The organism is Flavobacterium sp. (assembly GCF_044339515.1).
Taxonomy (GTDB): domain Bacteria; phylum Bacteroidota; class Bacteroidia; order Flavobacteriales; family Flavobacteriaceae; genus Flavobacterium.
Genome location: NZ_JBIIVK010000037.1, coordinates 1 through 22,854, shown reverse-complemented (window position 1 = coordinate 22,854; position 22,854 = coordinate 1). Strand labels below are relative to the sequence as shown.

The following is a 22,854-nucleotide window of genomic DNA, read 5'->3' as shown; positions in this document are numbered from 1 at the left end:
AATGAAAAATTATATTCTTCTATTAGTGGTGTTGTTTTCAAATTTTTTGTTGTCACAAGACAAAAAAGTTGAACAGTTTCCCATTTTTCCAACTTGCGAAAATAAATTTAATGAAGAGTTGGAAAGTTGTTTTTATGATGAAGTGCAACAAAAAATATTCACAAACTTTAAAGTTCCACAAAGTGTGACAGACAATAATTTCAAAGGAAATTTCATTGTTTTGTTTGAAGTAAATCAAGAAGGAAAATTCATCATGCAGTATTCAGATGCTGCATATCCAGAATTGAATGATGAAATTAAGCGTGTTTTTAACGAAATGAAGCCTATTGGCCCACCAACGTATGCCGGAAATCCAACTTATTCAAGATATTCTATTCGTATTAGTATTCCTTTGCAAGACCCGGTTCAAACCAAATTAGCAAAAGATGAAGCAACCAAAAAAAGTGCTTCGGAGTTTAAAGTTAATAAAAATGAGTTGGAAGAATACGACAACATTAAATATGAAAGATTTTCAAACCCTCAATTTCAAAGTCATTTAAACATACCTTTTTCTCATAGTAATTATGCTCAGTTTGATGCCGCATTAAATCAAGTGGGCTCAAATAATCACACAGCTTCCAAACCATACACGTATTCTGAAGTAAATAAATATTACAATCTGGAAGAGGCCAATCAAAAACTAATGAAAAATAAAACCGGCTGGTGGGGAAGAAAGTTTTGGAATGAAAATTTAGTTGCCATTCAAGGGAAAGACTATTGGTTTACGATGAATCCGATATTAGATTTAAGAGTAGGAAAAAGTAGCCCAAGTGAAGCAAGTTATACCTATCAAAACACCAGAGGTATTCAAATTCAGGGAGGTTTAGGAAAGCAACTAAATTTTACAACGTCTATTTATGAAAGTCAAGGTCGCTTTGCCGATTATTACAACCAATATGCTGAAAGTATTGCTCCCTCAGGAGGGAATCCTGCGGTTATTCCAGGAGTTGGAATTGCTAAACGATTCAAAGATGATGCTTATGATTTTCCCTTGTCGGAAGCAAATTTAACCTACACACCCAGCGATTTTATTAATCTTCAATTAGGTTATGGAAGAAATTTTATTGGTGATGGTTATCGTTCACTTTTAACTAGTGATGGAGCCAGTCCGTACCCTTATTTTAAAATAAACACTACTTTTTGGAAAATAAAATATACCAATACCTATATGTGGTTAAAAGACATTCGACCGGAAGTAACAGTAGATGGGACATATGCCACCAAATATATGGCAAACCATTATTTGAGTTGGAATGCTTCCAAACGTTTAAATATTGGTTTTTTTGAATCTGTAATTTGGACAAATACGAACGATAGAGGTTTCGATTTTAGTTTTGTTAACCCAATAATTTTCTACAGAACGGTTGAATTTACATCTTCATCCAGAACAGGAAATGCACTTCTTGGTTTAACTGCAAAATATAAATGGAGCAATCAAGTGGGTTTATATGGTCAATTTTTAATTGATGAATTTTCACTTGCTGATGTTAGGGAGGCCAATCAAAGTTGGAAAAATAAATTCGGTTATCAAATCGGAGCAAAATATTACAATGCATTTAATGTCGAAAATCTGTTGCTACAATTTGAATATAATCACATTAGACCCTATGTTTATGCACATAGCACACCCATCACAAATTATGGTCACAACAACCAAAGCTTAGGTCATCAATGGGGAGGAAATGCTAGAGAAGTGATTGCTATTGCACGCTATTTCAAAGGTAGATGGTTTGGTGATGCCAAATTAACCTACGGTGTACGTGGTTTAGATTTTGACACAGCAGAAAATACGTTTAATTACGGCGGAAATATTTATAAAGATTATGATGATCAAAGACCTTTTGATACTGGTGTAAGCATTGGTCAAGGAAATAAAACCACAATTATGATTGCCGATTTACAAGCGGGTTATTTGGTAAATCCGGCTTCCAACCTCAAAGTTTTTGCCAGTTTGATTTATAGAAATTTCGATCCAAGTCAAAATACTCCAACAACTTTTAATCAAGATACCACTTGGTTTTCTGTTGGATTGAGAGCCGATTTATTTAATTGGTATTTTGATTATTAATTTAACACCAATTTTCTAATTTGTTCAATTCTTTTTAAAGTTTCTAATTTGTATCTTTGCCGAAGTTTACAAACAATGAAACAAATCTTGAACGCAACCCACAATTCGTTTACATTTCAATCTCTTTATTTTGATTTTAAACAAATCACTAAAGCCGGGTTGTCCATTAGCGTTGTTTTTTCTTCTTTGGCAGGTTATTTTTTAGGGATTTTAGATAGTTCAACTTTTAGTTGGACTACTTTATTTATGCTTTCTGTTGGTGGATATTGCATGGTTGGAGCATCTAATGCATTCAATCAAATCATTGAAAAGGATTTAGATAGTTTGATGGAGAGAACCAAAAACCGTCCAATAGCAGCCGGAAGAATGGCGGTAAACACAGCTTTTATTTTGGCTTCGGTTCTAACTTTAATAGGACTGATAATTTTATATCTTATAAATCCCAAAACAGCTATGTTCGGGGCTATTTCAATTTTTTTATATACCAGCGTTTATACGCCGTTAAAAACCCTTACACCACTTTCTGTTTTTGTAGGAGCCATTCCGGGAGCCATTCCTTTTATGTTGGGATGGGTCGCCGCAACCGACGATTTCAGTTTAGAAGCAGGAACCTTATTTTTAATTCAATTCTTTTGGCAATTTCCACATTTTTGGGCAATTGGTTGGTTTTTGTATGACGATTATAAAAAAGCTGGATTTTTTATGTTACCAACGGGTGAAAAAGATAAAGGTACAGCTTTGCAAATTATTTTGTATACCATTTGGTTGATTATTGCTTCTTTATTGCCGGCAATTTTTCCCTACATCGGCATCGTAGGAAGTCGATTATATTTAACGCCGGTTTCAGCAATTGTTGTATTTTTGCTCGGAATTTGGATGTTGTACGCTGGATTTGAATTGTATAAAAAACGCGACAGCAAAGCTGCTAGAAAATTAATGTTGATCAGTGTGAGCTATATAACCCTCCTTCAATTGGTTTATATTGCCGATAAATTTTTACGATAATTATGGAAATGACCGCTCAGGAATATCAAAACAGAAAAGGACAATCGTATAAATTGTTGCTTTGGTTTGCTATGATTAGTATGGTAATGATGTTTGCAGGATTAACGAGTGCCTACATTGTGAGCACTTCACGGAAAGATTGGTTAAAGGATTTCGAGTTGCCACAAGCTTTTATATTTAGTACAATTGTTATTATCATAAGTAGTTTTACATTTCATATGGCACTTTCTACTATCAGAAATGATGATAGAAAGAAAACTTCTCTTTGGTTATCGATAACCTTAGCTTTAGGTATTTTATTTGTGATTTTGCAATTTATAGGATTTGGTCAGATCATTCAAATGGGTTACTTTTTCACAGGAAGCGAAAGTACTGTAAATACATCTTTCTTATATATCATTGCAATTTTGCATATGGCACACCTTTTCGGAGGTCTAATAGCCCTTTTAATCATAATTTATAATCATTTTAAACAAAAATACAATTCAACTCAAACCCTTGGAATTGAGCTAGGTGCGATGTTTTGGCATTTTCTTGATATATTGTGGATTTTGTTGTTTTTATTTTTCTATTTTTACTAATAGAAAAAAAATGTAAATTTGGGAACTTTTAACTAATAACTAAATATGGGAGCGACAGTTACTACAACTGAAGAAAAAATCTGGGACGGCGGAAATGAGCCAATGGGAGTAAGTTATGGCAAAATGATGATGTGGTTTTTCATTTTATCAGATGCTTTAACTTTTACAGGGTTTTTAGCAGCCTATGGCTTTTCTCGATTCAAATTTGCCGATAGCTGGCCAATTGCCGATGAGGTGTTTAATCACTTTCCTTTTTTGCACGGTCAAGATTTGCCAATGCTTTATGTGGCATTGATGACTTTTATTTTGATTTTTTCATCGGTAACGATGGTACTTGCCGTTGATGCAGGTCATCACATGAAAAAATCAAGAGTAGCTTTTTATATGTTTTTAACTGTTCTGGGAGGTCTTGTTTTCGTGGGATCACAAGCTTGGGAATGGAAAAACTTTATCAAAGGTGAATATGGAGCAATTGAGACTAAAGGTGGAAGTATTATTCAGTTTGTTGATAAAGATGGAAAGCGAATTAAATTAGAAGAATTTGCTAAAACATTACCAAAAGACCGCGTTCAGCATGAACGTAAAAATGGAATTTGGTTTACCAGTGAGTCTTCTTTACCAGATTATTCTGTTGCAGAAGTAGTAGAAGGTTTCAAAGCTAACCCCAATATTTATGTGAGAACACAAGAAGCTTATTTTGATAAAAATGACAAAAAAGGTGTTCATCCGACATTGAATAAAGAAAAACACAAAACTATTTTAACTAGAGAAGAATCGTTAGCTCGTTTAAATGATGCTGTGCATGTAGTTCAAGGAGCAAATTTGGTTAGAAATGAATATGGAAGTAAACAGTTTGCTAATTTCTTTTTCTTCATTACCGGATTCCACGGATTCCACGTTTTTTCCGGAGTTGTGATTAACTTTATCATCTTTCTCAACGTAATCTTAGGAACGTATGAAAAAAGAAGAAGTTATGAAATGGTTGAAAAAGTTGGATTATATTGGCACTTTGTAGATTTAGTTTGGGTATTCGTATTTACTTTCTTCTACTTAGTTTAATTTTATAAAAGATTTAAGAAATGGCACACGAGCATAATTTAGCAATTTTTAGAGGTAGACTTAAATTCAAGTCGAACGAACAAAAAATTTGGGGAGTATTAATATTTTTATCCATCGTAACAGCAATTGAAGTTGTATTAGGTATTTATAAACCAGCCTCTTTAATGCATCCTTGGATTTCTCCTTTTGAAGGTGGTTTAGGAGCTACTTTGATGAATATTATTTTATCTCCTTTTATCTTTTTAATCCCGTTAAATTTAATTTTCTTGTTTTTAACTATTGTAAAAGCATACTATATTACATGGGATTTCATGCACATGAGAGATGAAAAAGCAAGCTTGAGAAAAGCTGTGGTTTGGACATTTGTGTTTCTTGCTTTGTATATTGCTTTAATCTTTTTGTTAGAAGGAGATTATATTTATGAAGTTTATAAAAATTCATTAATTAAATGGAATTTTTAACACGATATTAGTTAATTTTAAAGGTACGCATTGCGTGCCTTTTTTTATTTTTGCAATAAATAAAAAGCAATTGAAATGAAAAAGAATATCGTTCTGTTTTCTTTGTTTATACTCCCTATTGTAGCCTATCTTTTCTTTGCTTCCGGAGTGCATAATTTTACACATTTACCAACGGTGACAAAATCAATTCCGGACTTAAATAATTGGAAAGATGAAAAGGGTCAACAATTTTCGCTAGAAGATAAAATCACTATTTTAGTATTTCCTGGCACAAAAATCCTTTACAACAAAGGAGATGCTTTTAATCTGAATCAAAAGATTTATGAAAAAGTAATGGGTTTCAAAGATTTTCAATTGATTTGTGTTGCTCCAATCGGATCCGAAGCACAAACAGTAGAATTAAAAGAAGAATTAGGCAGAATTTGCGATATGTCTAAATGGAATTATGTTTTTGCTTCACCGACTGAAATTAAAGAATATTACAATCAATTGAATTTGATTGGTCAATTAGACGAAAATCTTAGAACCCCTAACGTTTTTATTGTTGATAAAGAAAGAAATTTAAGAGGGAGAAAAGGAAAAAATAAAAAAGGAGAACCTGAATACAAAGAAGGATATAATTCCATTTCTGCTGCAGATTTGCATAACGAAATGGGTGACGACATCAAAATAATTTTAGCAGAATACCGTCTGGCACTAAAGAAAAACAGTGCCGACAGAAAAAAATAGTAGCATGAAAAATAAATCTTACATCGGAATATCGTTTATTATATTGGTTTTTGGAATTATTTTTATACCTAAAATCATCAATAGAATTAAAAATAATGATGTAACTAAAATAGATCGACTTAACACACCCGGTCAAAGTGAAACTTCTGAAGATTTATTAGTGAAAATTGGAAAAGCTCCAAAATTCAGTTTAACAAATCAAAAAGGTGAAACAATTACAAATGAAAATTATAATGGCAAAGTTTATTTGGTTGAATTCTTTTTTTCAACTTGTCCAACTATTTGTCCAATCATGAATAAAAACATGGTTGAATTGCAAAATCATTTTGAAAACCAAAGCGAGTTCGGAATTGTCTCTATTACAATCAATCCAGCTCACGATACCTCCGAAGTTTTAAAAGAACATGCTGAACATTTAGGTGTAAAAAATCCAAATTGGAATTTTTTAACTGGTGATAAAGACTATATTTATGACTTAGCTAACAAAGGATTTAGTATTTTTGCCGGTGAAAATAAAGAGAGTGAAGGCGGCTTCGAACATTCCGGATTATTTGCCCTGATTGATAAAAACGGAAATATCAGAAGCCGAAAAGATGAATTTGGTAATCCAATTGTGTATTATGATGGAATTGAAGCAACCGGAATTCAAGCCCTTAAACAAGATATAAAAGTACTTTTAGAAGAGAAATAAAATGGAGCAAACGAACGTAAACGAGAAAAACTCGATTGAAAAGAAGTATAATTTATTCATTATAGTGCTTTCCGTTGCTATTCCGGTGGTGGTTGCTATTTTGTTTAAAGTAAAATTGAAAGACTACGGAATCAATGTAGAACCTTTAACATTCTTGCCTCCAATTTATGCATTCATTAACGGTATAACAGCAATGTTACTAATATTGGGTGTTTATGCAATCAAAAACGGTAATAAAAGAACGCATCAAAAACTCATGCAAAGTGCAATTGCATGTTCCGTTGTTTTTTTAGTAATGTATGTAGCTTATCACATGACAACCGATAGCACGCCATTTGGCGGCGTTGGAGCAATTCGTTATGTTTATTTCTTTATTCTGATTTCACATATTGTCCTATCAGTAGCTGTAATTCCATTGGTTTTGATAACCTACGTAAAAGCCTTGGCTGAACGATTTGATAAACACAAAAGAATTGCAAAAATCACGTTTCCAATTTGGTTATATGTAGCAGTTACCGGCGTAATTGTCTATTTAATGATTGCACCGTATTATGTTTACTAAATTTTTAAAATATTCAATAGTTGTATTCATTTTTCTTAACGGATTTTCCTCCTCTGCTCAATGTGCGATGTGCCGAGCTGCTCTGGAAAGCGAAGGCGACGGTTCTAAAGCAGAGGCTATTAACGATGGAATCGTCTATCTGATGGCTTTTCCCTACATTATGGTGGCCATCGTTTTTTATGTGGTGTATCGAATGAAATTTAAAAAGAAACCGGCCTCAGAAACCACTTCCTGATTATTCAATCCCATCGATTTTTACATCCACTTGACCACTTCCTTTGATAAATGCTAAGATGGCTTTGTTGGTTAATTGAATTTTTTGGAATTCAAAATCATTCAACGTTCCGTTAATATAGACGCCTTTCATTGGTGAATAATTTTGAAGATATTTCATCACGTTGGCTTTGCCTTCTTCCATATTAGGTTTGATGGAATAACGACAACTTTCTTGGATTTTTCGTAAAACATAACCTTGTGCCAGCCAATTGGCAGAACGAACTAAAAAACTTTTGGTGTTCAAAACATAATCTAATTGGTCAAAATAGATTTCTTTGGTTTCTTGATTATATTGAGGAAAACCGGCAAGATAGACGGTTCCGTTGATGCTTCCCAGCATGTCTAACGCAATAATCATTTTCCCATCTCTATGCCAAAGATCAACCTTTGTAACTTTTACTTTTCTTTTTCCATCCCCAAATTCTTGGTCTTTAAAATTCTGTGTCATAATTCGGGAAGCATCTTCATAAGTCGAAATGGCAATGATATTGGCAGAAATATAATCCGGCATTTTGGCAACCGGTTTTAACACGATTTTATTTTTATCAAATTTCTTTTCGGGCATTTTTCCAACTATGGTCTCCATCGAACACTTTAAACCCATTTCCATTTTGATTTCCTTTTTTTGTAAAACGGCATCGGTGGCATACAGCTCGATTGGTACAATTCTAAGCCAACTGGCATATTGTTCGCTCATTTCAAAAGGAGTCGCAATTTTGTCCAAAGCATCCAAAACCTGAGGCTTGAAATCTAATGATTCTTTGATGGAATCATCAATGCTTTTTTCAATTTTAGATTTAAAAAGTCGTACGGCCGGATTAATAAGATAAGTAATCGGAACATTTTTACCGGCTATCACTACAGAAGGAGTTTCTGTCCAGTCTAACGATTTTATTTTTGTATTGGTTTTGAGTTGCCAGTTCGTCAAACCAACATCACTGATTAATGTGATAACACCGTTAAGGTTGAACTCTTTGGTATCATAAAGACTAATACCCATTTTTTCAAAACCATAGCGGTATTTTCCATTGACTTTTAAAGGTAAAGTTGTTTTAATTTTAGTCACATTACCCTCCTTTTCCGTCTCAATTTTTATAGGAGCTTGTTTCCAAACCTTTAGCTCTAAATCATCGTCTTTTAAAATGGTATCATTATAAATCAAACCATGCAAAAGTTTGTTGGTTTGGTTTTCAATATCTTTAAGTTGAATAGTTACCGGAAGATTTATGAATGAAGTTGTTGTTTCATATTCAACCGGCTCAGCATTATCCGGTTCAGGTTTAATAAGATCCAACTTTTGTGAGGTGGAACACGACGATACTAAAGTAACTAAAACAAAAAATAGGATTGGAATTAAAAGATATTTCATTTTTTGATATTTATTTGTGTGTGTAAATGTAATTTATTTTCAGATTTTTTCATTTTGTTGTAACACAAAAATAATTTAAGCGTCCTATGAGTATAAAATTCTAATGAATTAAATTTGTACTCTAATGCAGCAACTCTTTCAAAGATTTCTAATGAAAAGTTCTATCGTCAATAAAGTGGTTTGGTTTTCGCTAATTCTGTTAGGAGTTAGTGTTCATTCACAAACTAAAAAATGGACATTAGAAGAATGTGTTAATCACGCTTTAGAAAACAACATTTCTATTAAAAATTCAGCGTTAGACAAAGAATTAGCAGACATTGAGCGAAGCACTGCTTTAGGGAACTTTCTTCCTTCGGCTAATGCAACCGCTTCACATTCTTGGAACATTGGTTTAAATCAGAATATTACAACCGGTTTATTAGAAAATCAAACCACGCAATTTACCTCTGCCGGCTTAAATGTTGGCGTTGATATTTATAACGGCCTCCAGAATCAATACCGACTTCGTAGAGCCAATTTATCTCAAATTGCCAGTCAATATCAATTGACAAAAATGCAGGAAGATATTGCCCTGAATGTTGCCAATGCTTTTTTACAGATTTTATTCAACAAAGAAAATTTGAAAGTACAAAAAGAACAATTGCTCAACAATCAAAAGCAAATGGAACGTTCGGAGCAGTTGTTAGAAGCCGGAGTGATTCCAAGAGGTGATTTGTTAGATATCAAAGCAACTGTTGCATCCAGTGAGCAATTAGTAATTAATGCAGAAAATTTGTTGTTGATTTCTAAATTAAGTTTAGCTCAATTATTACAACTGGAAGATTTTAAAGAATTTGATATCATCGACCGTGAGTATGAAGCGACACAAACTCCTTTATTACTTCAAACCCCGGAAGCAATTTATCAAAAAGCAAAAGAAACGAGAACAGAACTCAAAATAGCCCAAACCAACTTGGAAATAGCAGAAAAAGATGTTTCTATCTCTAAAGGTGCCTATCAACCTCGATTACAAGGTTTTTATAGCTTTAGTACCAGAGCTTCAAACTTAGACCGAGTTACAGGAGTTGAGTTGGATCCAACTAATCCAACTTCTGTCATAGGTGTCGTCGAAGGAACCAATCAAAATGTTTTGCAACCTAATTTTAATGCCATTTTAGGGAGACCATCCCCGATTTTTGATCAATTTGATGCTAACAAAGGTCAGAACTTTGGTGTGCAGTTAACCATTCCAATTTTTAATGGTTTTGCCACTCGAAATAATGTACAACGTTCAAAAGTTGCGTTGGAGAGAAGTAAAATTGCTTATGAACAAGAAGAGTTAACCTTAGAAAGAAATGTTTTTACTGCTTTCACTGATGTAAAAGGAGCTTTGAAATCATATGAAGCGGCTCTAACAACCTTAGAAGCTAGACAAGAAGCATTCAACTATGCCAAAGAGCGTTTTGAAGTAGGCTTGATGAATGCCTTTGATTTCAATCAATCGCAAACACTTTTGGTCAATGCACAATCAGAAGTTTTAAGAACCAAGTATGACTTTATCTTTAGAACAAAAATATTAGAATTTTATTTCGGAATCCCAATTATTCAAAAACCATAATTATGTCAAAAAAAGGAATATATATTTTTTTAGGAATCGCTTTAGGGTTGATTATTTTGTTAATTGTACTCTCAAAAACGGGTGTAATTGGTAACAAGAATAAAGGAAAAGAAGTTGAAACAGCTTCTGTCAATGAAATTACCATTATTGAAACTGTTTCTGCAACCGGTAAAATTCAACCCGAAACTGAAATTAAAATTTCTTCTGAAGTTTCCGGAGAAATCATAGAATTGCCAATTAAAGAAGGACAATTAGTAAAAAAAGGCGATTTATTAGTTAGGATTAACCCCGATTTATATACATCCAGTTTAAACCGTTCAGTGGCAGGATTGTCTAATACAAAAGCAGGATTGAGCCAGGCAGAGGCCACTTTTAAAGAAGCACAAGCCAATTATAATCGCAACAAAACACTATTTGAAAAAGGGATCATTTCAAAATCAGAATGGGATAGAGTAGTGGCTACTTTTGAAGGTGCTCAAGCCGCAAAACAAGCCGCCTATTACGGTGTAAAAAGTGCTGCTGCAACCGTTACAGAAGCAAAAGACAACTTGGGCAGAACAACCATTTATGCCCCCGCAGATGGAACAGTTTCTTTACTTTCTGTAGAGTTAGGGGAACGCGTTTTGGGTACGCAACAAATGACCGGAACAGAAATTTTACGTGTTGCCAATTTGAATAATATGGAAGTGGAAGTAGACGTGAATGAAAATGATATTGTCAAAGTAAGCGTAGGCGATTCTACCAATATTGAAGTGGATGCCTATTTGAAAAAAGAGTTCAAAGGTGTTGTAACCAGTATTTCTAACTCGGCAAGTAATGCTGTAACTGCAGATCAGGTGACTAATTTTAAAGTAAAAGTTAGAATTTTAAAAGAATCCTATTTAGATTTGATAGAAGGAAAACCCGAGAATTATTCTCCTTTCCGTCCCGGAATGACCGCAACGGTTGATATTATTACCAAAAGAAAAGAAAAAGTTATTGCCGTTCCCATTAGTGCAGTGGTCATGAAATCGGACACATTAAGTTCTTCTAAAGTAGATGTAAAACCAGAAGAACAAAGCGATAATGCAGAAGTTTTGGTTCAAAAAACGGATAAAAAGTTAGAATGTGTTTTTGTAAAAGATGGTGATAAAGCAAAAATCAGAATTATTAAAACCGGTATTCAAGATGATTCAAACATTGAAGTCATTCAAGGATTGAAAAAAGGAGATATAGTGATTGTTGGACCTTATACGACCGTTACAAAAGATTTGAACTCCGGAGATTTAGTTTTTGTTAAATCGGAGGAAGAAAAAGCCAAAGAGATTAAAAAATAACTTCTTTATTTAAAAACAAAAAGGAAATTAGATTAAAAGTTTAGTTTCCTTTTTTTATGTCTTATTTTTGCATCTTCATTTTTAATTATGGTTTATATACTTAACATAGAAACATCTACCAAAAATTGTTCGGTAGCATTAGCAAAAGATGGTGAAACACTTGTTTCCAGAGAAATTGCAGAAATGGGTTATTCACATGCAGAAAAATTGCATGTTTTTATTGAGGAAATTCTAACCGAAGCTAATATACAATTTTCAGAGTTGGATGCGATTGCAGTTAGTCAAGGACCGGGTTCTTATACGGGTTTGCGAATTGGTGTTTCGGCTGCAAAAGGATTATGCTATGCGTTGAATATTCCTTTAATTGCAGTTGATACATTAGAAATTTTAGCCTCTCAAATTTCAATTGAAAAAGGCTTAATTGTTCCGATGATTGATGCCAGAAGAATGGAAGTGTATGCTGCGATTTTTGATAAAAATCATCAAAAAATCAGGGAGATAAAAGCAGAGATTTTGACAGTTGATTCATTTTCTGCATGGAATGAAACTATTTATTTTGTTGGCGATAGTTCACAAAAAGCCAAGATTATTCTTCAAAAAGAGAATTTTATTTTTGTGGAAAATGTTATTTATCCTTCAGCTAAACAAATGACAAAAAAAAGCTACACCTTTTTCACGAATAATCGTTTTGAAGATATAGCCTATTTTGAACCTTTTTATTTGAAAGACTTTATGATTTCTTAGGAAAATTTTCTTTGATGTGGAAATCAAGTTGTGGAAACGGAATTTCAATTCCATTTTCATCAAATTTTAGTTTTATTTGCTCTAAAATATCTGAACGCATTTCAAAAAAATCTTCCAAGTTTGCCCAAGGTCTTACAGCTAAATTAATCGAACTGTCGGCTAAACTATCTACCAAGACCACTGGTGCGGGGTCCTTTAAGACCTTTGGGTGATTTTCCATCAGTTGCATTACAATTTCTTTTGCCTTTTTAATATTTGAACCATAACTGATTGCTATTGTCAAATTTGCTCTTCGATTAGTTGCATAGCTGTAATTAATGATTGTCCCATTTGATAAAGCTCCGTTTGGCACAAAAATAATTTGATTATCCACCGTTGCTAATTGCGTAACAAAAATTTGAATTTGTTTAACTGTTCCTGAAACATTTTGAGCTTCAATATAATCACCAACTTTAAACGGTTTGAACATGATGATTAGAACACCACCGGCAAAGTTGGATAATGAACCTTGTAGAGACAAACCAACTGCTAGACCTGCGGCACCAATAATCGCCACAAAAGAGGAGTTTTCAACGCCTAGTTTTGAAATAACTGTTACAAAAAGTAAAATTTTCAGCGTCCAAATTAAGATGTCTGCTAAAAATTTCGACAAAGTAGGTTCCATTTCCCTTTTTGTCATTATCCGAATAATTAATTTTTTTATTAGTCGAATAGCTGTCCAACCAATCACAAAAATTAGTGTTGCCGAAATCAATCTTGTCGAATATTCCATCAAAACATTGGTAAAATAATCCCAATATTTTGTTACATAGTCTGTGTTTACAGTAATCAAATCCATAAAAAAACTCTTAAACCATTTAGTGATTTAAGAGCTGCAAAGGTATAATTTTTAGAAAGGATTTCTTTAAAAGAAAACTTAAATTTTAGTCAGCATTTTCGTCTGCTGCTCGTTTAATTTCGTCAACTTTCTCTTCTAAATCTTCAGAAACTTCTTCCGTTTTTTCTTTTACTTCTTCTACTGTTTCTTCTGCTTTTTCAGCAAAATTCGAAGTTGCTTCATGCGTTTCTTCTTTGGCTGAGGCAGTGAATGAATGTACTTTTTCTTTAACGTCCTCTACTACATTTTCAATCGCATCACCTGCTTTCTCGGCATATTCAGAAACGGTTTCTTTCGCTTTTTCTGCAAAATCTTCTACTTTTTCTTTTACTTCCGGATAAGCTTCTTTTGCGTTTTCAACTGCTTTTTCAACGTAATCTTCTGCTTTAGCAGCATATTCTGTTGCTTTTTCTTTGGCTTGGTCTAACACAACTTCTGCTTTATCAACTACTTCAGATGCAGTTTCCTTGGCTGAACCAAATAGATTTTTAAAAAAACTTCCTAATCCCATGATGTTTATTTTTTAGTGAGTCCCAAATCTACTGAATTTTGCTAACTTTTTTATAATTAGAAATTTAAATCTTTGTAAACATCTAAAATGTTGCTTTTTGGAGCTAAACACATTTTATTTTGACAGAGATAAAACAGGGTTTCATTTTCTGTAAATCGATTTTGTAAAAAAGGTAAACCAGATTTTTTAGTACTACCGGATAGTACGATTGACAGGAAATAATTTTGATTGATTTTTTTTAGATGAACCAAACTTTCTTCACCACAAATGGCTAATTCTTTTTGATAATCCGAAAAATGTAATGCAGCAATTAACCAATTTGAAAAAGCAGAAGGATAATCAATCGATGGAATGATTTGAGAAACCATGTTTTTTGAAGTCTCTTCATAATGCGAATTTTCAAAGTAAACACTCAGTTTAAATAAATTGCCTGCCATGACGGAATTGGAAGCAGGAATCACGTTGTCTTCAATTTCAAAATGAGTTGCAATCAGAGCATCGTCCAAATCAGAGGTAAATCGAAATAATTGTTTTTTTGCATCATAAAAATGATCCAAGCAATAATTTGTTAAATTCTTACAGTGTATGAGCCATTTTTCGTCAAAAGTAGCTTCATAAAGAGCAATAAAAGCATTAATAACAAACGCATAATCCTCTAAAAATCCGTTGATGGTTGCATTTCTATTTTTGTAAATGTGCATCAAATTTCCTTCCGGGAACCAAATTTTGTTCACAATAAAATCTGCATTTCGTAATGCGATTTTTAAGTGATTTTCATTCCCTAGAGCTTTGTAACTATCCACAAAACCGCTCAGTAAAATGGCATTCCACGACGTGATACATTTGTCATCCAATCGTGGTTTTGGTCTTTTTTCTCTTGTTTTGTAAAGGAGTTGTTCCCATTTTTTCTTTTTCAAAAGAAGTTCTTCAATTGAAACAACATTCTTCTTTGAAATTTCTTCTAACGTTTTATTCTGTATCAAAACATAGTTTCCATGTTCCCAATGTCCAAATTCATTGATATTAAAAACTTCAGAAAACAATTCAAAATCATCTTGAATAATGTTTTTTAACTCTTCTTTTCTCCAAACATAAAATGCACCTTCTTCCAACTGATTTTCTGTGTTTAAACTATCGGCATCCAACGCAGAAAAAAAGGCTCCTTCATCTGTCAACCATTCTTTTTCAATAAAAGTGGTAGTTTTTTCAATGATTTCTTTGTAAAGTTCATTTTTTGTCAATTTATAGGCATTCGCATAAAGGGACAAAAGTTGGCCATTATCATAAGCCATTTTTTCAAAATGAGGGACATGCCATTTTATATCTACAGAATAGCGTGAAAATCCGCCGTCGACAGTGTCAAAAATCCCACCAAAAGCCATTTTTGTCAGGGTTAAATCGACATATTCTAGTAGTTTTTTATTTTTAGTCAAATAACCATGCTGCATTAAAAATTGATAATTTGTTGGCATCATAAATTTTGGAGCACGGGTATAGCCGCCAAATTCCCAATCGAAACTTTTTTGCCATTTTTCTAAGTAATCATTTAAAACAGCAATGTCAAATTCGGATGTTTTTTCTTCTATTAAGCCTAACGTTTCAATTCCTTCGTGCAATTTTTCGGCATATTCAATCATTTTTTCAGGATTTGATTGATATAATTCCTGCAATTGTTCAAGTGTATTTATCCAGTCGTTTTTTCTGAAATAAGTGCCGCCCCAAACCGGTTTGCCATCCGGAAGACAAACCACATTAAGAGGCCAACCACCTCGACCGGTCATTAATTGAACGGCTTTCATATAGATGGCATCCACGTCCGGACGTTCTTCGCGATCAACTTTAATGTTGACAAAATGTTGATTCATGGTATTTGCCACTTCTTCACTTTCAAAACTTTCATGTTCCATAACATGGCACCAATGGCAAGCCGAATATCCAATACTGATTAAAATGAGTTGCTGTTTTTCTTTTGCAATTGATAACGTCTCTGGTTTCCATGCCTTCCAATGCACAGGATTGTTGGCATGTTGGAGTAAGTAAGGACTGGTTTCTAATTTTAGTTCATTCATAAGTATAAAAAAAGCGTTCTTTTTGAGAACGCTTAAAATTACAATTTTTATTGATTATTCTATTTCAAAAGTTATTTTTAAATTTACCCTAAACTCCGAAACCTGACCGTCTTTCACAGCCGCACTTTGGTCTTGTATGTAAACCGAACGAATGTTTTTTAAGGATTTTGCTGCTTGAGCGACTGCTTTGTGTGTAGCATCTTCCCAACTAACTTCTGAGCTGGAAAGCACTTCAATTATTTTTAATATTGCCATAATGATATATTTTAAGTATTAAAGGTAATATTTTTTCTTAAAATCGCAACAAAGAACCCTTTTAATTGATAACATTAGCTTAACATTAGTTTGAAATAGTTAACGGAATTTTGCAAAAAATTATCTAGATGGATCAGATATATATTATCATGCTTGTGGCACTAGCTATTTTAGCTATAACTGACTTAATGGTTGGTGTGAGTAATGATGCGGTTAACTTTTTAAACTCTGCAATTGGTTCAAAAGCAGTTTCTTTCAAGACAATAATGATTGTTGCAAGTGTTGGTGTAGCTGTTGGGGCTTTGTACTCAAATGGCATGATGGAAATAGCCAGAAATGGAATTTTTACACCCAGTATGTTCAGTTTCAACGATGTGATCATTATTTTTCTTGCTGTAATGATTACGGATGTGTTGCTACTGGATGTTTTTAATACACTTGGTTTACCAACTTCTACAACCGTTTCGGTTATATTTTCTTTACTAGGTGCATCTGTAATTTTATCAATTTATAAAATTTATGTCTCAGATGGTAGTATGGATCAAATTAGCCAATATATAAATACCGAAAAAGCCGCTGAGATTGTTTACAGTATATTATTATCTGTTTTACTTTCTTTTGGTCTGGGAACATTGGTTCAATATGTATCAAGATTAATTTTTACATTTCATATAGATAGAAGATATAAATATGTAGGTTCAATATTTGGTGGAATGGCGATGACAGCCATAACGTTTTTCATCTTAGTGAAAGGATTAAAGGCAGTGACATTTGTGCCATCAGAAGTAAAAGATTTTATCAAAGAAAGCCCATTAACTATCATAGGGTATTCACTTGTTTTCTGGACAATTGTTTGTCAGTTTTTGATGAGTGTTGTAAAATATAACATATTTAAATTTATTATTATTGTTGGGACCTTTGGATTAGCATTAGCTTTTGCAGGAAATGATTTAGTAAACTTTATTGGTGTTCCAATTGCAGCTTATCAAGCATATGAAATTTATATTGCTCCCGGACAAAATTTAGGTGCTACAGAATTTATGATGTCCGGTCTTGAAGAAGAAAATTTACCGGCTCCATTTCTTTTTTTAGCTCTAGCAGGTGTTGTAATGGTTTACACTTTATGGACATCCAAAAAAGCGAGAACAGTAATTGAAACCGAGCAGAATCTTTCACGTCAAGGCGAAGGAACGGAAAAATTTAACTCCAACACACTTTCTCGCAACTTGGTTAGAGCAATGTTGTATCTGGGTAACATCATTAGTTTTATATTACCAAAATCTTTACAAGCAAAGTTAGACGCACAATTTGTTCAACCGGAATTTAAAGGAAAAAGAGATAAACAACCAATGTTTGATATGGTTCGTGCCTCTGTAAACTTAGTTGTTGCTGCCGTTTTAATTTCTATTGGGACTTCTATGAAATTACCACTTTCTACAACGTATGTAACATTTATGGTTGCTATGGGGTCTTCTTTTGCTGACAGAGCTTGGGATAGAGAGAGTGCAGTTTATCGAGTAGCAGGTGTGTTTAATGTTATTGGAGGTTGGTTTGTAACGGCAATAGTTGCATTTCTCTCTTCAGGATTAATTGCATACATTTTATTTATTGGTCAAGTTTATGCGTTTTTTGCTTTTATGATTATTGTCGCTATTTTCTTTTACAGAAGTAATCAAATTCACAAGAAAAAATTAATTGAAGAAGATGAAATTAAGAAACTAAAAAAAGAGGATATTGTAACAATCAAAGAAATTATTAATGAAAGTTCGCAACAAATTTCAAAAGTAATTTCTACAACAAATAAAGTCTACACTGACGTTCTTGATAATTTAGGACTACAAGATTTGGCCAAACTTAAAGAAAATAAAAAAGCATTAAAAAAACTTGAAAAAGAGGTTGATGAATTAAAGAGTAATGTTTACTATTTTATCAAAAACTTGGATGAAACTTCGGTTGAAGCAAGTAAATTTTATGTAATGATTCTGGGTTATTTGCAAGATATGATTCAATCATTAGCTTTTATTACACAAAACAGTTATTCTCATATTAATAATAACCACAAACAACTAAAATTTAATCAAATTAGGGATTTGAAGAGTATTGATGTAGAATTACAAAAACTATTTGATAATATTGAAACTATTTTCAAAGAACAAAATTTTGATAAATTGGATGAGGTTTTGAAAGAGAAAAATCAAATTTTAAATAATGTTTCAGAGCTTATTCAAAAACAAATTACACGAATCCGAACCGTAGAAACAAGTCCAAAAAACAGTAAACTATATTTTGGATTATTGCTGGAAACGAATGATTTAATAAAAGCTACTATGAATTTATTAGAATTATTTCAAGAATTCAATGTTCATGTAAAGAACAAGAAATAATAACTCTAAAAAAAATCCTTGAAGTTAAATTTCAAGGATTTTTTTATTGATATTTTTTTTATTTAGGCGTTAATAGCTTCCACTTTAATAGCTTCATCATTCAACATATCTTTCAACATGTTTTCAATGCCATTTTTTAATGTAAAGGTAGAAGATGGACAACCACTGCAAGCTCCTTGCAAAACAACTTTTACGCGTTTTTCACTTTCATCATAAGAATCAAAAAGAATATTGCCACCATCCGCTTGAACTGCCGGTTTTACATATTCTTCTAAAATATTGATAATTTGTTGTGAGGTGGTGTCTAATGAATCAAAATTTGAAATAGCTTGTTTTTCATTTTTTGGGACAGTAACCAATAAGCTTTCATTGATAATTTCATTTCCGTTTTCGATATATTCTTTAATGAACGTTCTAATTTCATTGGAAATTTCTTGCCAATCAGCACTGTTGTATTTTGTAATGGAAATATAATTTTCATCCATAAAAATTTCCTTCACAAAAGAAAATTTGAATAATTCTTTCGCTAAAGCAGAAGGAAAAGCCTCATCAATATTTTTAAATTCAGCTGTTTTGGAGGTCAACATTTTATTGGCAACAAACTTCAATACCGATGGGTTTGGAGTTGATTCAGCATAAATCGTTATTGGAAGTTTTTTGGTTTCAACTGTCGATTCGTTGATGATGATTCCTCCTTTGGTTACAAATTCTTCAATTTGTTCAGCAACAGCATCTTGGACATCATTCCATTGCACAATGTTGTAACGTTCTATGGCAATAAAATTTCCGGAGATAAAAACCGTTTTAACAAAAGGTAAATAAAACAATTGTTGTGCTAATGGACTCTCACTTGCTTCATCTATGTTTTTGAATTCATAACTTTTATTTTTTGTAATAAAATCTTGAAATTCAAATTTTATAATAGTCGGATTTTGGGTTTCTTTTATTGATAATTTAGTCATTTGAGCTTTTTTATGCAAATTTAACAAAGATATTTTTGGTATTTAGTTATATTTGAACTTTAAATTTTTATTAACACAACTTTACCAAGTGTTTTGGCAATTTGTAATTGTTGAAGCATTTTTTCAATAGTCTATGAAAAAACAATTACTATTATTCATTCTTTTAATTATTCCGTTTTGTGTGAATGCACAATTGTTTGTGAATAATACAACAATTTCTCCGACACAATTAGTACAAGATGTTTTATTGGGTGATGGTATTACAGTGTCAAATATAACTTTTAATGGAAATCCGGCATTAGCTGCAACCCCCAATGTTAAAACAGGGTTTTTTACGACAGGAGTCACTCCAACCAATTTAGGCATTAATAGAGGTGTAATTCTAGCAACTAATAATGCTCAAGCGGCTCTAGGTCCAAATAATTCGCCTTCTGCAAATAATACAAACGGAATAGTTTTGTCTCCAGGTGATGCAGATTTAGATCAATTGACAACTAACACAATTAATAATAAAACTATTCTTGAGTTTGATTTTGTTCCAACCGGAGACTTGTTAACTTTTAAATTTGTTTTTGCTTCAGAAGAATATCCTGAATTTGTTAATAGTGGCTTTAATGATGTTTTTGGTTTTTTCTTGAGCGGTCCGGGAATAGCTGGTCCTTACAGTAATGGTGCTATTAATATTGCCCAAATTACTGCTTCTACCACCGCAAGTAACGTGGTTTCAATCAATAATGTTAATGGTGGCTTTGCGGTAGGTTGTCCTTTTGTGGTTCCGGGTAATGCACCAAGTAATCAACAATATTACGTTAATAATTGTGGAGGTACATCTATTCAATACGACGGTTTTACAACGGTTTTAATTGCTTCTTCACCAGTTGAGTGTGGCCTAACCTATCACATAAAACTAGCCATCGCAAATGTGGGTGATAATGGCTATGATTCGGCTGTTTTTCTAGAAGATTTTAGAGTAACACCATTTGATTTAGGAGATAATTTAGTTGGAAGTGGAACGGCCTTGTGTGAGGGAGATGAACGTATTTACCTCACAGGATTCGACGTTAGTGTGCCTCACGAATGGTATTTCGGACCAGATTTAATCGTTGGAGAGACTGGTCCCACATTAACGGTATCTGAGCCTGGTCAATATACGGTTATTGCTTACCCTTATGGTCCGGCTTGTCCAGTAACTGATTCTGCCATTCTTGAGTATTATCCGCCAATTCCGGTTGCTGAACCAATCGATTTAGTAATTTGTGAACCTGATAATATTTTTGATTTAACAGTCAATACACCAATAGTTTTAAACGGATTAGATCCTTTTGCTTTTGAACTCAATTATGCACTTACACCTGAAGACTTTGAATTTTTTAATTATATTCCTAATCCTACAACTTATGTGAGTTCAGGATCAGGCGAAATAATATATGTTGGTGTTGTTGATATATTCAGTGGTGTTGAGTGTATTAGTATACAATCTTTTGAACTTATTCAATTGTCATGTACACTTGATCCTCAACCTTTAGATTTAGTTTTGTGTGATGAAGTTACGTTAAATGACGATTTTGAAATCTTCGATTTAACTCAGAATAATGTTAATGCCCTTAATGGGTTAGATCCAGCTTTGTATGAAGTTACCTATCACAATTCACAAGTAGATGCGGATACCGGAGATTTTCCTATTTCTCCTGCCACTTCATATAACGGAACCAATGAAACAATTTATGTTCGGGTGGTAGAAACTGCTTTTCCATCCAATTTCGGAACAGAATCATTTACTTTAACGGTGAATCCACTGCCTGAAATTGCATCCATTTTCCAAGAAATTTGTTCTGAAGGTACTTTTACCGTAACTCCTAATGGCTCAGGTTCCAATGTAATCCCCACAGGCACTACCTACACCTGGACGGTTGTAGCACCGGCCGGTATCACAGGAGCATCGGATGAAGCTACAGCACAAACAAGTATAAGTCAGACTTTAACCAATACAAGTAATGCTCCAATTGATGTTGTTTATACAGTAACAGCTTCTGTAGGTACGTCACCGAATATTTGTATAGATACTTTTACAATTACTATCACGGTAAATCCCAATCCAACAGTTACGGTAAATAGTCCATCGGTATGTGATGGCACATCGGCCACTGTAACGGCCACACCGGGAGTTGCAGGAAGTTACGATTACGCATGGAGTGTTCCTTCGGGACCAAATCCGGGTAATGTGGTGAGTTTTACCACCACAGTAGCCGGTGTTTATAGTGTGATTATCACCGATACGGTAACCGGTTGTTTTTCAACCAGTGCATCGGGTACAGTAACTATCAATCTAAACCCAACAGTAACAGTTAATAGCCCAAGTGTTTGTGATGGAGTAGCAGCCACTGTAACGGCAACACCGGGAGTAGCGGGCAGTTATGATTATGTTTGGACAGTACCTTCAGGACCAAATCCGGGTAATGTGGCAAGTTTTACCACCACCATACCGGGTGTTTATAGTGTAGTGATTACCGATACAGTAACCGGATGTTTTTCCACAAGTGCATCAGGTACTGTGACCTCTAATCCAAATCCAACAGTAACAGTTAATAGTCCAACAGAGTGTGAAGGCACGCCAGCCACAGTTACTGCCACACCGGGAGTAGCAGGGACTTACGATTATGCATGGAGCGTTCCTTCAGGACCAAATCCGGGCAATGTAGCGAGTTTTACCACCACGGTAGCCGGTGTTTATAGTGTAATTATTACTGACACAGTAACAGGTTGTTTTTCAACCAGTGCATCGGGCACAGTGACCATCAATCCCAATCCAACAGTTACCGTAAATAGTCCATCGGTATGTGTTGGCACATCAGCCACTGTAACGGCTACACCGGGAGTTGCAGGAAGTTACGATTACGCATGGAGTGTTCCTTCGGGACCAAATCCGGGTAATGTGGCGAGTTTTACCACCACAGTAGCCGGTGTTTATAGTGTGATTATCACCGATACGGTGACAGGTTGTTTTTCAACTAGTGCATCGGGCACGGTAACGATTAATCCAAACCCAACCGTTACGGTTAATAGCCCAAGTGTTTGTGATGGAGTAGCAGCTACAGTAACGGCAACTCCGGGAGTAGCGGGTAGTTATGATTATGTTTGGACAGTACCTTCGGGACCAAATCCGGGTAATGTGGCGAGTTTTACCACCACAACACCGGGTGTTTATAGTGTAGTGATTACCGATACAGTAACCGGATGTTTTTCTACGAGTGCATCGGGTACAGTAACCATTAATACAAATCCAACAGTAACGGTCAATA

20 protein-coding genes are annotated in these 22,854 nt (G+C 33.8%); 14 read left to right on the top strand and 6 right to left on the bottom strand.

Annotated features, from left to right (window positions below; translation table 11 throughout):
- Position 1 precedes the first annotated feature (1 nt).
- The 9 genes from ACIQ0M_RS10700 (at position 2) to ACIQ0M_RS10660 (ending at position 7,430) form a co-directional block, all read left to right on the top strand.
- On the top strand, positions 2-2,107 hold the full coding sequence (locus tag ACIQ0M_RS10700) for a gliding motility protein RemB (RefSeq protein WP_396152062.1): 2,106 nt from the start codon (positions 2-4) through the stop codon (positions 2,105-2,107).
- An 87-nt stretch (positions 2,108-2,194) separates the two neighbouring features.
- The gene (gene cyoE, locus ACIQ0M_RS10695; RefSeq protein WP_396152083.1) at positions 2,195-3,112 is read left to right on the top strand and encodes a heme o synthase; all 918 of its coding nucleotides are present in this window, start codon (positions 2,195-2,197) and stop codon (positions 3,110-3,112) included.
- Positions 3,113-3,114: 2 nt separating this feature from the next.
- On the top strand, positions 3,115-3,693 hold the full coding sequence (locus ACIQ0M_RS10690) for a heme-copper oxidase subunit III (RefSeq protein WP_396152060.1): 579 nt from the start codon (positions 3,115-3,117) through the stop codon (positions 3,691-3,693).
- 45 nt (positions 3,694-3,738) lie between these two features.
- Positions 3,739-4,752 (top strand): cytochrome c oxidase subunit 3, encoded by a 1,014-nt coding sequence (locus ACIQ0M_RS10685; RefSeq protein ID WP_396152058.1) that lies wholly within the window; start codon positions 3,739-3,741, stop codon positions 4,750-4,752.
- A 20-nt stretch (positions 4,753-4,772) separates the two neighbouring features.
- The gene (locus tag ACIQ0M_RS10680; protein WP_396152056.1) at positions 4,773-5,213 is read left to right on the top strand and encodes a cytochrome C oxidase subunit IV family protein; all 441 of its coding nucleotides are present in this window, start codon (positions 4,773-4,775) and stop codon (positions 5,211-5,213) included.
- 75 nt (positions 5,214-5,288) lie between these two features.
- The gene (locus ACIQ0M_RS10675; protein WP_396152054.1) at positions 5,289-5,942 is read left to right on the top strand and encodes a hypothetical protein; all 654 of its coding nucleotides are present in this window, start codon (positions 5,289-5,291) and stop codon (positions 5,940-5,942) included.
- A 4-nt stretch (positions 5,943-5,946) separates the two neighbouring features.
- Positions 5,947-6,633: an SCO family protein gene (locus ACIQ0M_RS10670; protein ID WP_396152052.1), complete on the top strand. Its 687-nt coding sequence runs from the start codon at positions 5,947-5,949 to the stop codon at positions 6,631-6,633.
- Between the two features lies 1 nt (position 6,634).
- Positions 6,635-7,195 carry a DUF420 domain-containing protein gene (locus ACIQ0M_RS10665; protein WP_396152050.1) on the top strand — a complete coding sequence of 187 codons (561 nt, stop codon included), beginning with the start codon at positions 6,635-6,637 and terminating at the stop codon, positions 7,193-7,195.
- The gene (locus ACIQ0M_RS10660; protein WP_396152048.1) at positions 7,185-7,430 is read left to right on the top strand and encodes a hypothetical protein; all 246 of its coding nucleotides are present in this window, start codon (positions 7,185-7,187) and stop codon (positions 7,428-7,430) included. The genes ACIQ0M_RS10665 and ACIQ0M_RS10660 overlap by 11 nt, the downstream gene beginning before the upstream one ends.
- Here the strand turns inward: ACIQ0M_RS10660 and ACIQ0M_RS10655 are convergent, their stop codons facing one another.
- A complete protein-coding gene (locus ACIQ0M_RS10655) occupies positions 7,431-8,840 on the bottom strand; it encodes a DUF4403 family protein (protein WP_396152046.1) in 1,410 nt (469 codons plus the stop codon).
- 151 nt (positions 8,841-8,991) lie between these two features.
- Between ACIQ0M_RS10655 and ACIQ0M_RS10650 the strand changes: the two genes are divergently transcribed.
- The 3 genes from ACIQ0M_RS10650 (at position 8,992) to tsaB (ending at position 12,497) form a co-directional block, all read left to right on the top strand.
- Positions 8,992-10,437 (top strand): TolC family protein, encoded by a 1,446-nt coding sequence (locus ACIQ0M_RS10650; protein WP_396152044.1) that lies wholly within the window; start codon positions 8,992-8,994, stop codon positions 10,435-10,437.
- Between the two features lie 2 nt (positions 10,438-10,439).
- Complete coding sequence (locus tag ACIQ0M_RS10645; RefSeq protein ID WP_396152042.1) at positions 10,440-11,753, top strand: efflux RND transporter periplasmic adaptor subunit; 1,314 nt, start codon at positions 10,440-10,442, stop codon at positions 11,751-11,753.
- 87 nt (positions 11,754-11,840) lie between these two features.
- A complete protein-coding gene (gene tsaB, locus ACIQ0M_RS10640) occupies positions 11,841-12,497 on the top strand; it encodes a tRNA (adenosine(37)-N6)-threonylcarbamoyltransferase complex dimerization subunit type 1 TsaB (protein WP_396152040.1) in 657 nt (218 codons plus the stop codon).
- On the opposite strand, the gene ACIQ0M_RS10635 is transcribed toward tsaB, so the two are convergent.
- The 4 genes from ACIQ0M_RS10635 to ACIQ0M_RS10620 all read right to left on the bottom strand — a co-directional run bounded on the left by ACIQ0M_RS10635 (position 12,484) and on the right by ACIQ0M_RS10620 (position 16,209).
- On the bottom strand, positions 12,484-13,335 hold the full coding sequence (locus ACIQ0M_RS10635; RefSeq protein ID WP_396152038.1) for a mechanosensitive ion channel family protein: 852 nt from the start codon (positions 13,333-13,335) through the stop codon (positions 12,484-12,486). The genes tsaB and ACIQ0M_RS10635 overlap by 14 nt on opposite strands.
- An 85-nt stretch (positions 13,336-13,420) precedes the next feature.
- The gene (locus ACIQ0M_RS10630) at positions 13,421-13,885 is read right to left on the bottom strand and encodes a YtxH domain-containing protein (protein ID WP_396152036.1); all 465 of its coding nucleotides are present in this window, start codon (positions 13,883-13,885) and stop codon (positions 13,421-13,423) included.
- Between the two features lie 56 nt (positions 13,886-13,941).
- The gene (locus ACIQ0M_RS10625) at positions 13,942-15,954 is read right to left on the bottom strand and encodes a thioredoxin domain-containing protein (protein ID WP_396152034.1); all 2,013 of its coding nucleotides are present in this window, start codon (positions 15,952-15,954) and stop codon (positions 13,942-13,944) included.
- A 54-nt stretch (positions 15,955-16,008) separates the two neighbouring features.
- Positions 16,009-16,209, bottom strand: coding sequence for a dodecin family protein (locus ACIQ0M_RS10620; RefSeq protein WP_396152032.1), 201 nt, complete (start codon positions 16,207-16,209; stop codon positions 16,009-16,011).
- 128 nt (positions 16,210-16,337) lie between these two features.
- Between ACIQ0M_RS10620 and ACIQ0M_RS10615 the strand changes: the two genes are divergently transcribed.
- The gene (locus tag ACIQ0M_RS10615) at positions 16,338-18,593 is read left to right on the top strand and encodes an inorganic phosphate transporter (protein WP_396152030.1); all 2,256 of its coding nucleotides are present in this window, start codon (positions 16,338-16,340) and stop codon (positions 18,591-18,593) included.
- Positions 18,594-18,655: 62 nt separating this feature from the next.
- On the opposite strand, the gene ACIQ0M_RS10610 is transcribed toward ACIQ0M_RS10615, so the two are convergent.
- The gene (locus ACIQ0M_RS10610) at positions 18,656-19,555 is read right to left on the bottom strand and encodes a NifU family protein (protein ID WP_396152028.1); all 900 of its coding nucleotides are present in this window, start codon (positions 19,553-19,555) and stop codon (positions 18,656-18,658) included.
- A 133-nt stretch (positions 19,556-19,688) separates the two neighbouring features.
- Here ACIQ0M_RS10610 and ACIQ0M_RS10605 point away from each other — a divergent pair.
- Positions 19,689-22,854, top strand: a 3,166-nt coding sequence (locus ACIQ0M_RS10605) for a choice-of-anchor L domain-containing protein (RefSeq protein ID WP_396152026.1), incomplete at its 3' end; no start/stop codon positions are given.

Coding starts and splice junctions, on each gene's coding strand:
- ACIQ0M_RS10635 (WP_396152038.1), bottom strand. CDS start 13,335: ATGGATTTGATTACTGTAAACACAGACTATGTAACAAAATATTGGGAT.
- tsaB (WP_396152040.1), top strand. CDS start 11,841: ATGGTTTATATACTTAACATAGAAACATCTACCAAAAATTGTTCGGTA.
- ACIQ0M_RS10670 (WP_396152052.1), top strand. CDS start 5,947: ATGAAAAATAAATCTTACATCGGAATATCGTTTATTATATTGGTTTTT.
- ACIQ0M_RS10625 (WP_396152034.1), bottom strand. CDS start 15,954: ATGAATGAACTAAAATTAGAAACCAGTCCTTACTTACTCCAACATGCC.
- ACIQ0M_RS10685 (WP_396152058.1), top strand. CDS start 3,739: ATGGGAGCGACAGTTACTACAACTGAAGAAAAAATCTGGGACGGCGGA.
- ACIQ0M_RS10700 (WP_396152062.1), top strand. CDS start 2: ATGAAAAATTATATTCTTCTATTAGTGGTGTTGTTTTCAAATTTTTTG.
- ACIQ0M_RS10660 (WP_396152048.1), top strand. CDS start 7,185: ATGTTTACTAAATTTTTAAAATATTCAATAGTTGTATTCATTTTTCTT.
- ACIQ0M_RS10610 (WP_396152028.1), bottom strand. CDS start 19,555: ATGACTAAATTATCAATAAAAGAAACCCAAAATCCGACTATTATAAAA.
- ACIQ0M_RS10620 (WP_396152032.1), bottom strand. CDS start 16,209: ATGGCAATATTAAAAATAATTGAAGTGCTTTCCAGCTCAGAAGTTAGT.
- ACIQ0M_RS10665 (WP_396152050.1), top strand. CDS start 6,635: ATGGAGCAAACGAACGTAAACGAGAAAAACTCGATTGAAAAGAAGTAT.
- ACIQ0M_RS10645 (WP_396152042.1), top strand. CDS start 10,440: ATGTCAAAAAAAGGAATATATATTTTTTTAGGAATCGCTTTAGGGTTG.
- ACIQ0M_RS10615 (WP_396152030.1), top strand. CDS start 16,338: ATGGATCAGATATATATTATCATGCTTGTGGCACTAGCTATTTTAGCT.
- ACIQ0M_RS10650 (WP_396152044.1), top strand. CDS start 8,992: ATGAAAAGTTCTATCGTCAATAAAGTGGTTTGGTTTTCGCTAATTCTG.
- ACIQ0M_RS10630 (WP_396152036.1), bottom strand. CDS start 13,885: ATGGGATTAGGAAGTTTTTTTAAAAATCTATTTGGTTCAGCCAAGGAA.
- ACIQ0M_RS10680 (WP_396152056.1), top strand. CDS start 4,773: ATGGCACACGAGCATAATTTAGCAATTTTTAGAGGTAGACTTAAATTC.
- ACIQ0M_RS10675 (WP_396152054.1), top strand. CDS start 5,289: ATGAAAAAGAATATCGTTCTGTTTTCTTTGTTTATACTCCCTATTGTA.
- ACIQ0M_RS10655 (WP_396152046.1), bottom strand. CDS start 8,840: ATGAAATATCTTTTAATTCCAATCCTATTTTTTGTTTTAGTTACTTTA.
- ACIQ0M_RS10690 (WP_396152060.1), top strand. CDS start 3,115: ATGGAAATGACCGCTCAGGAATATCAAAACAGAAAAGGACAATCGTAT.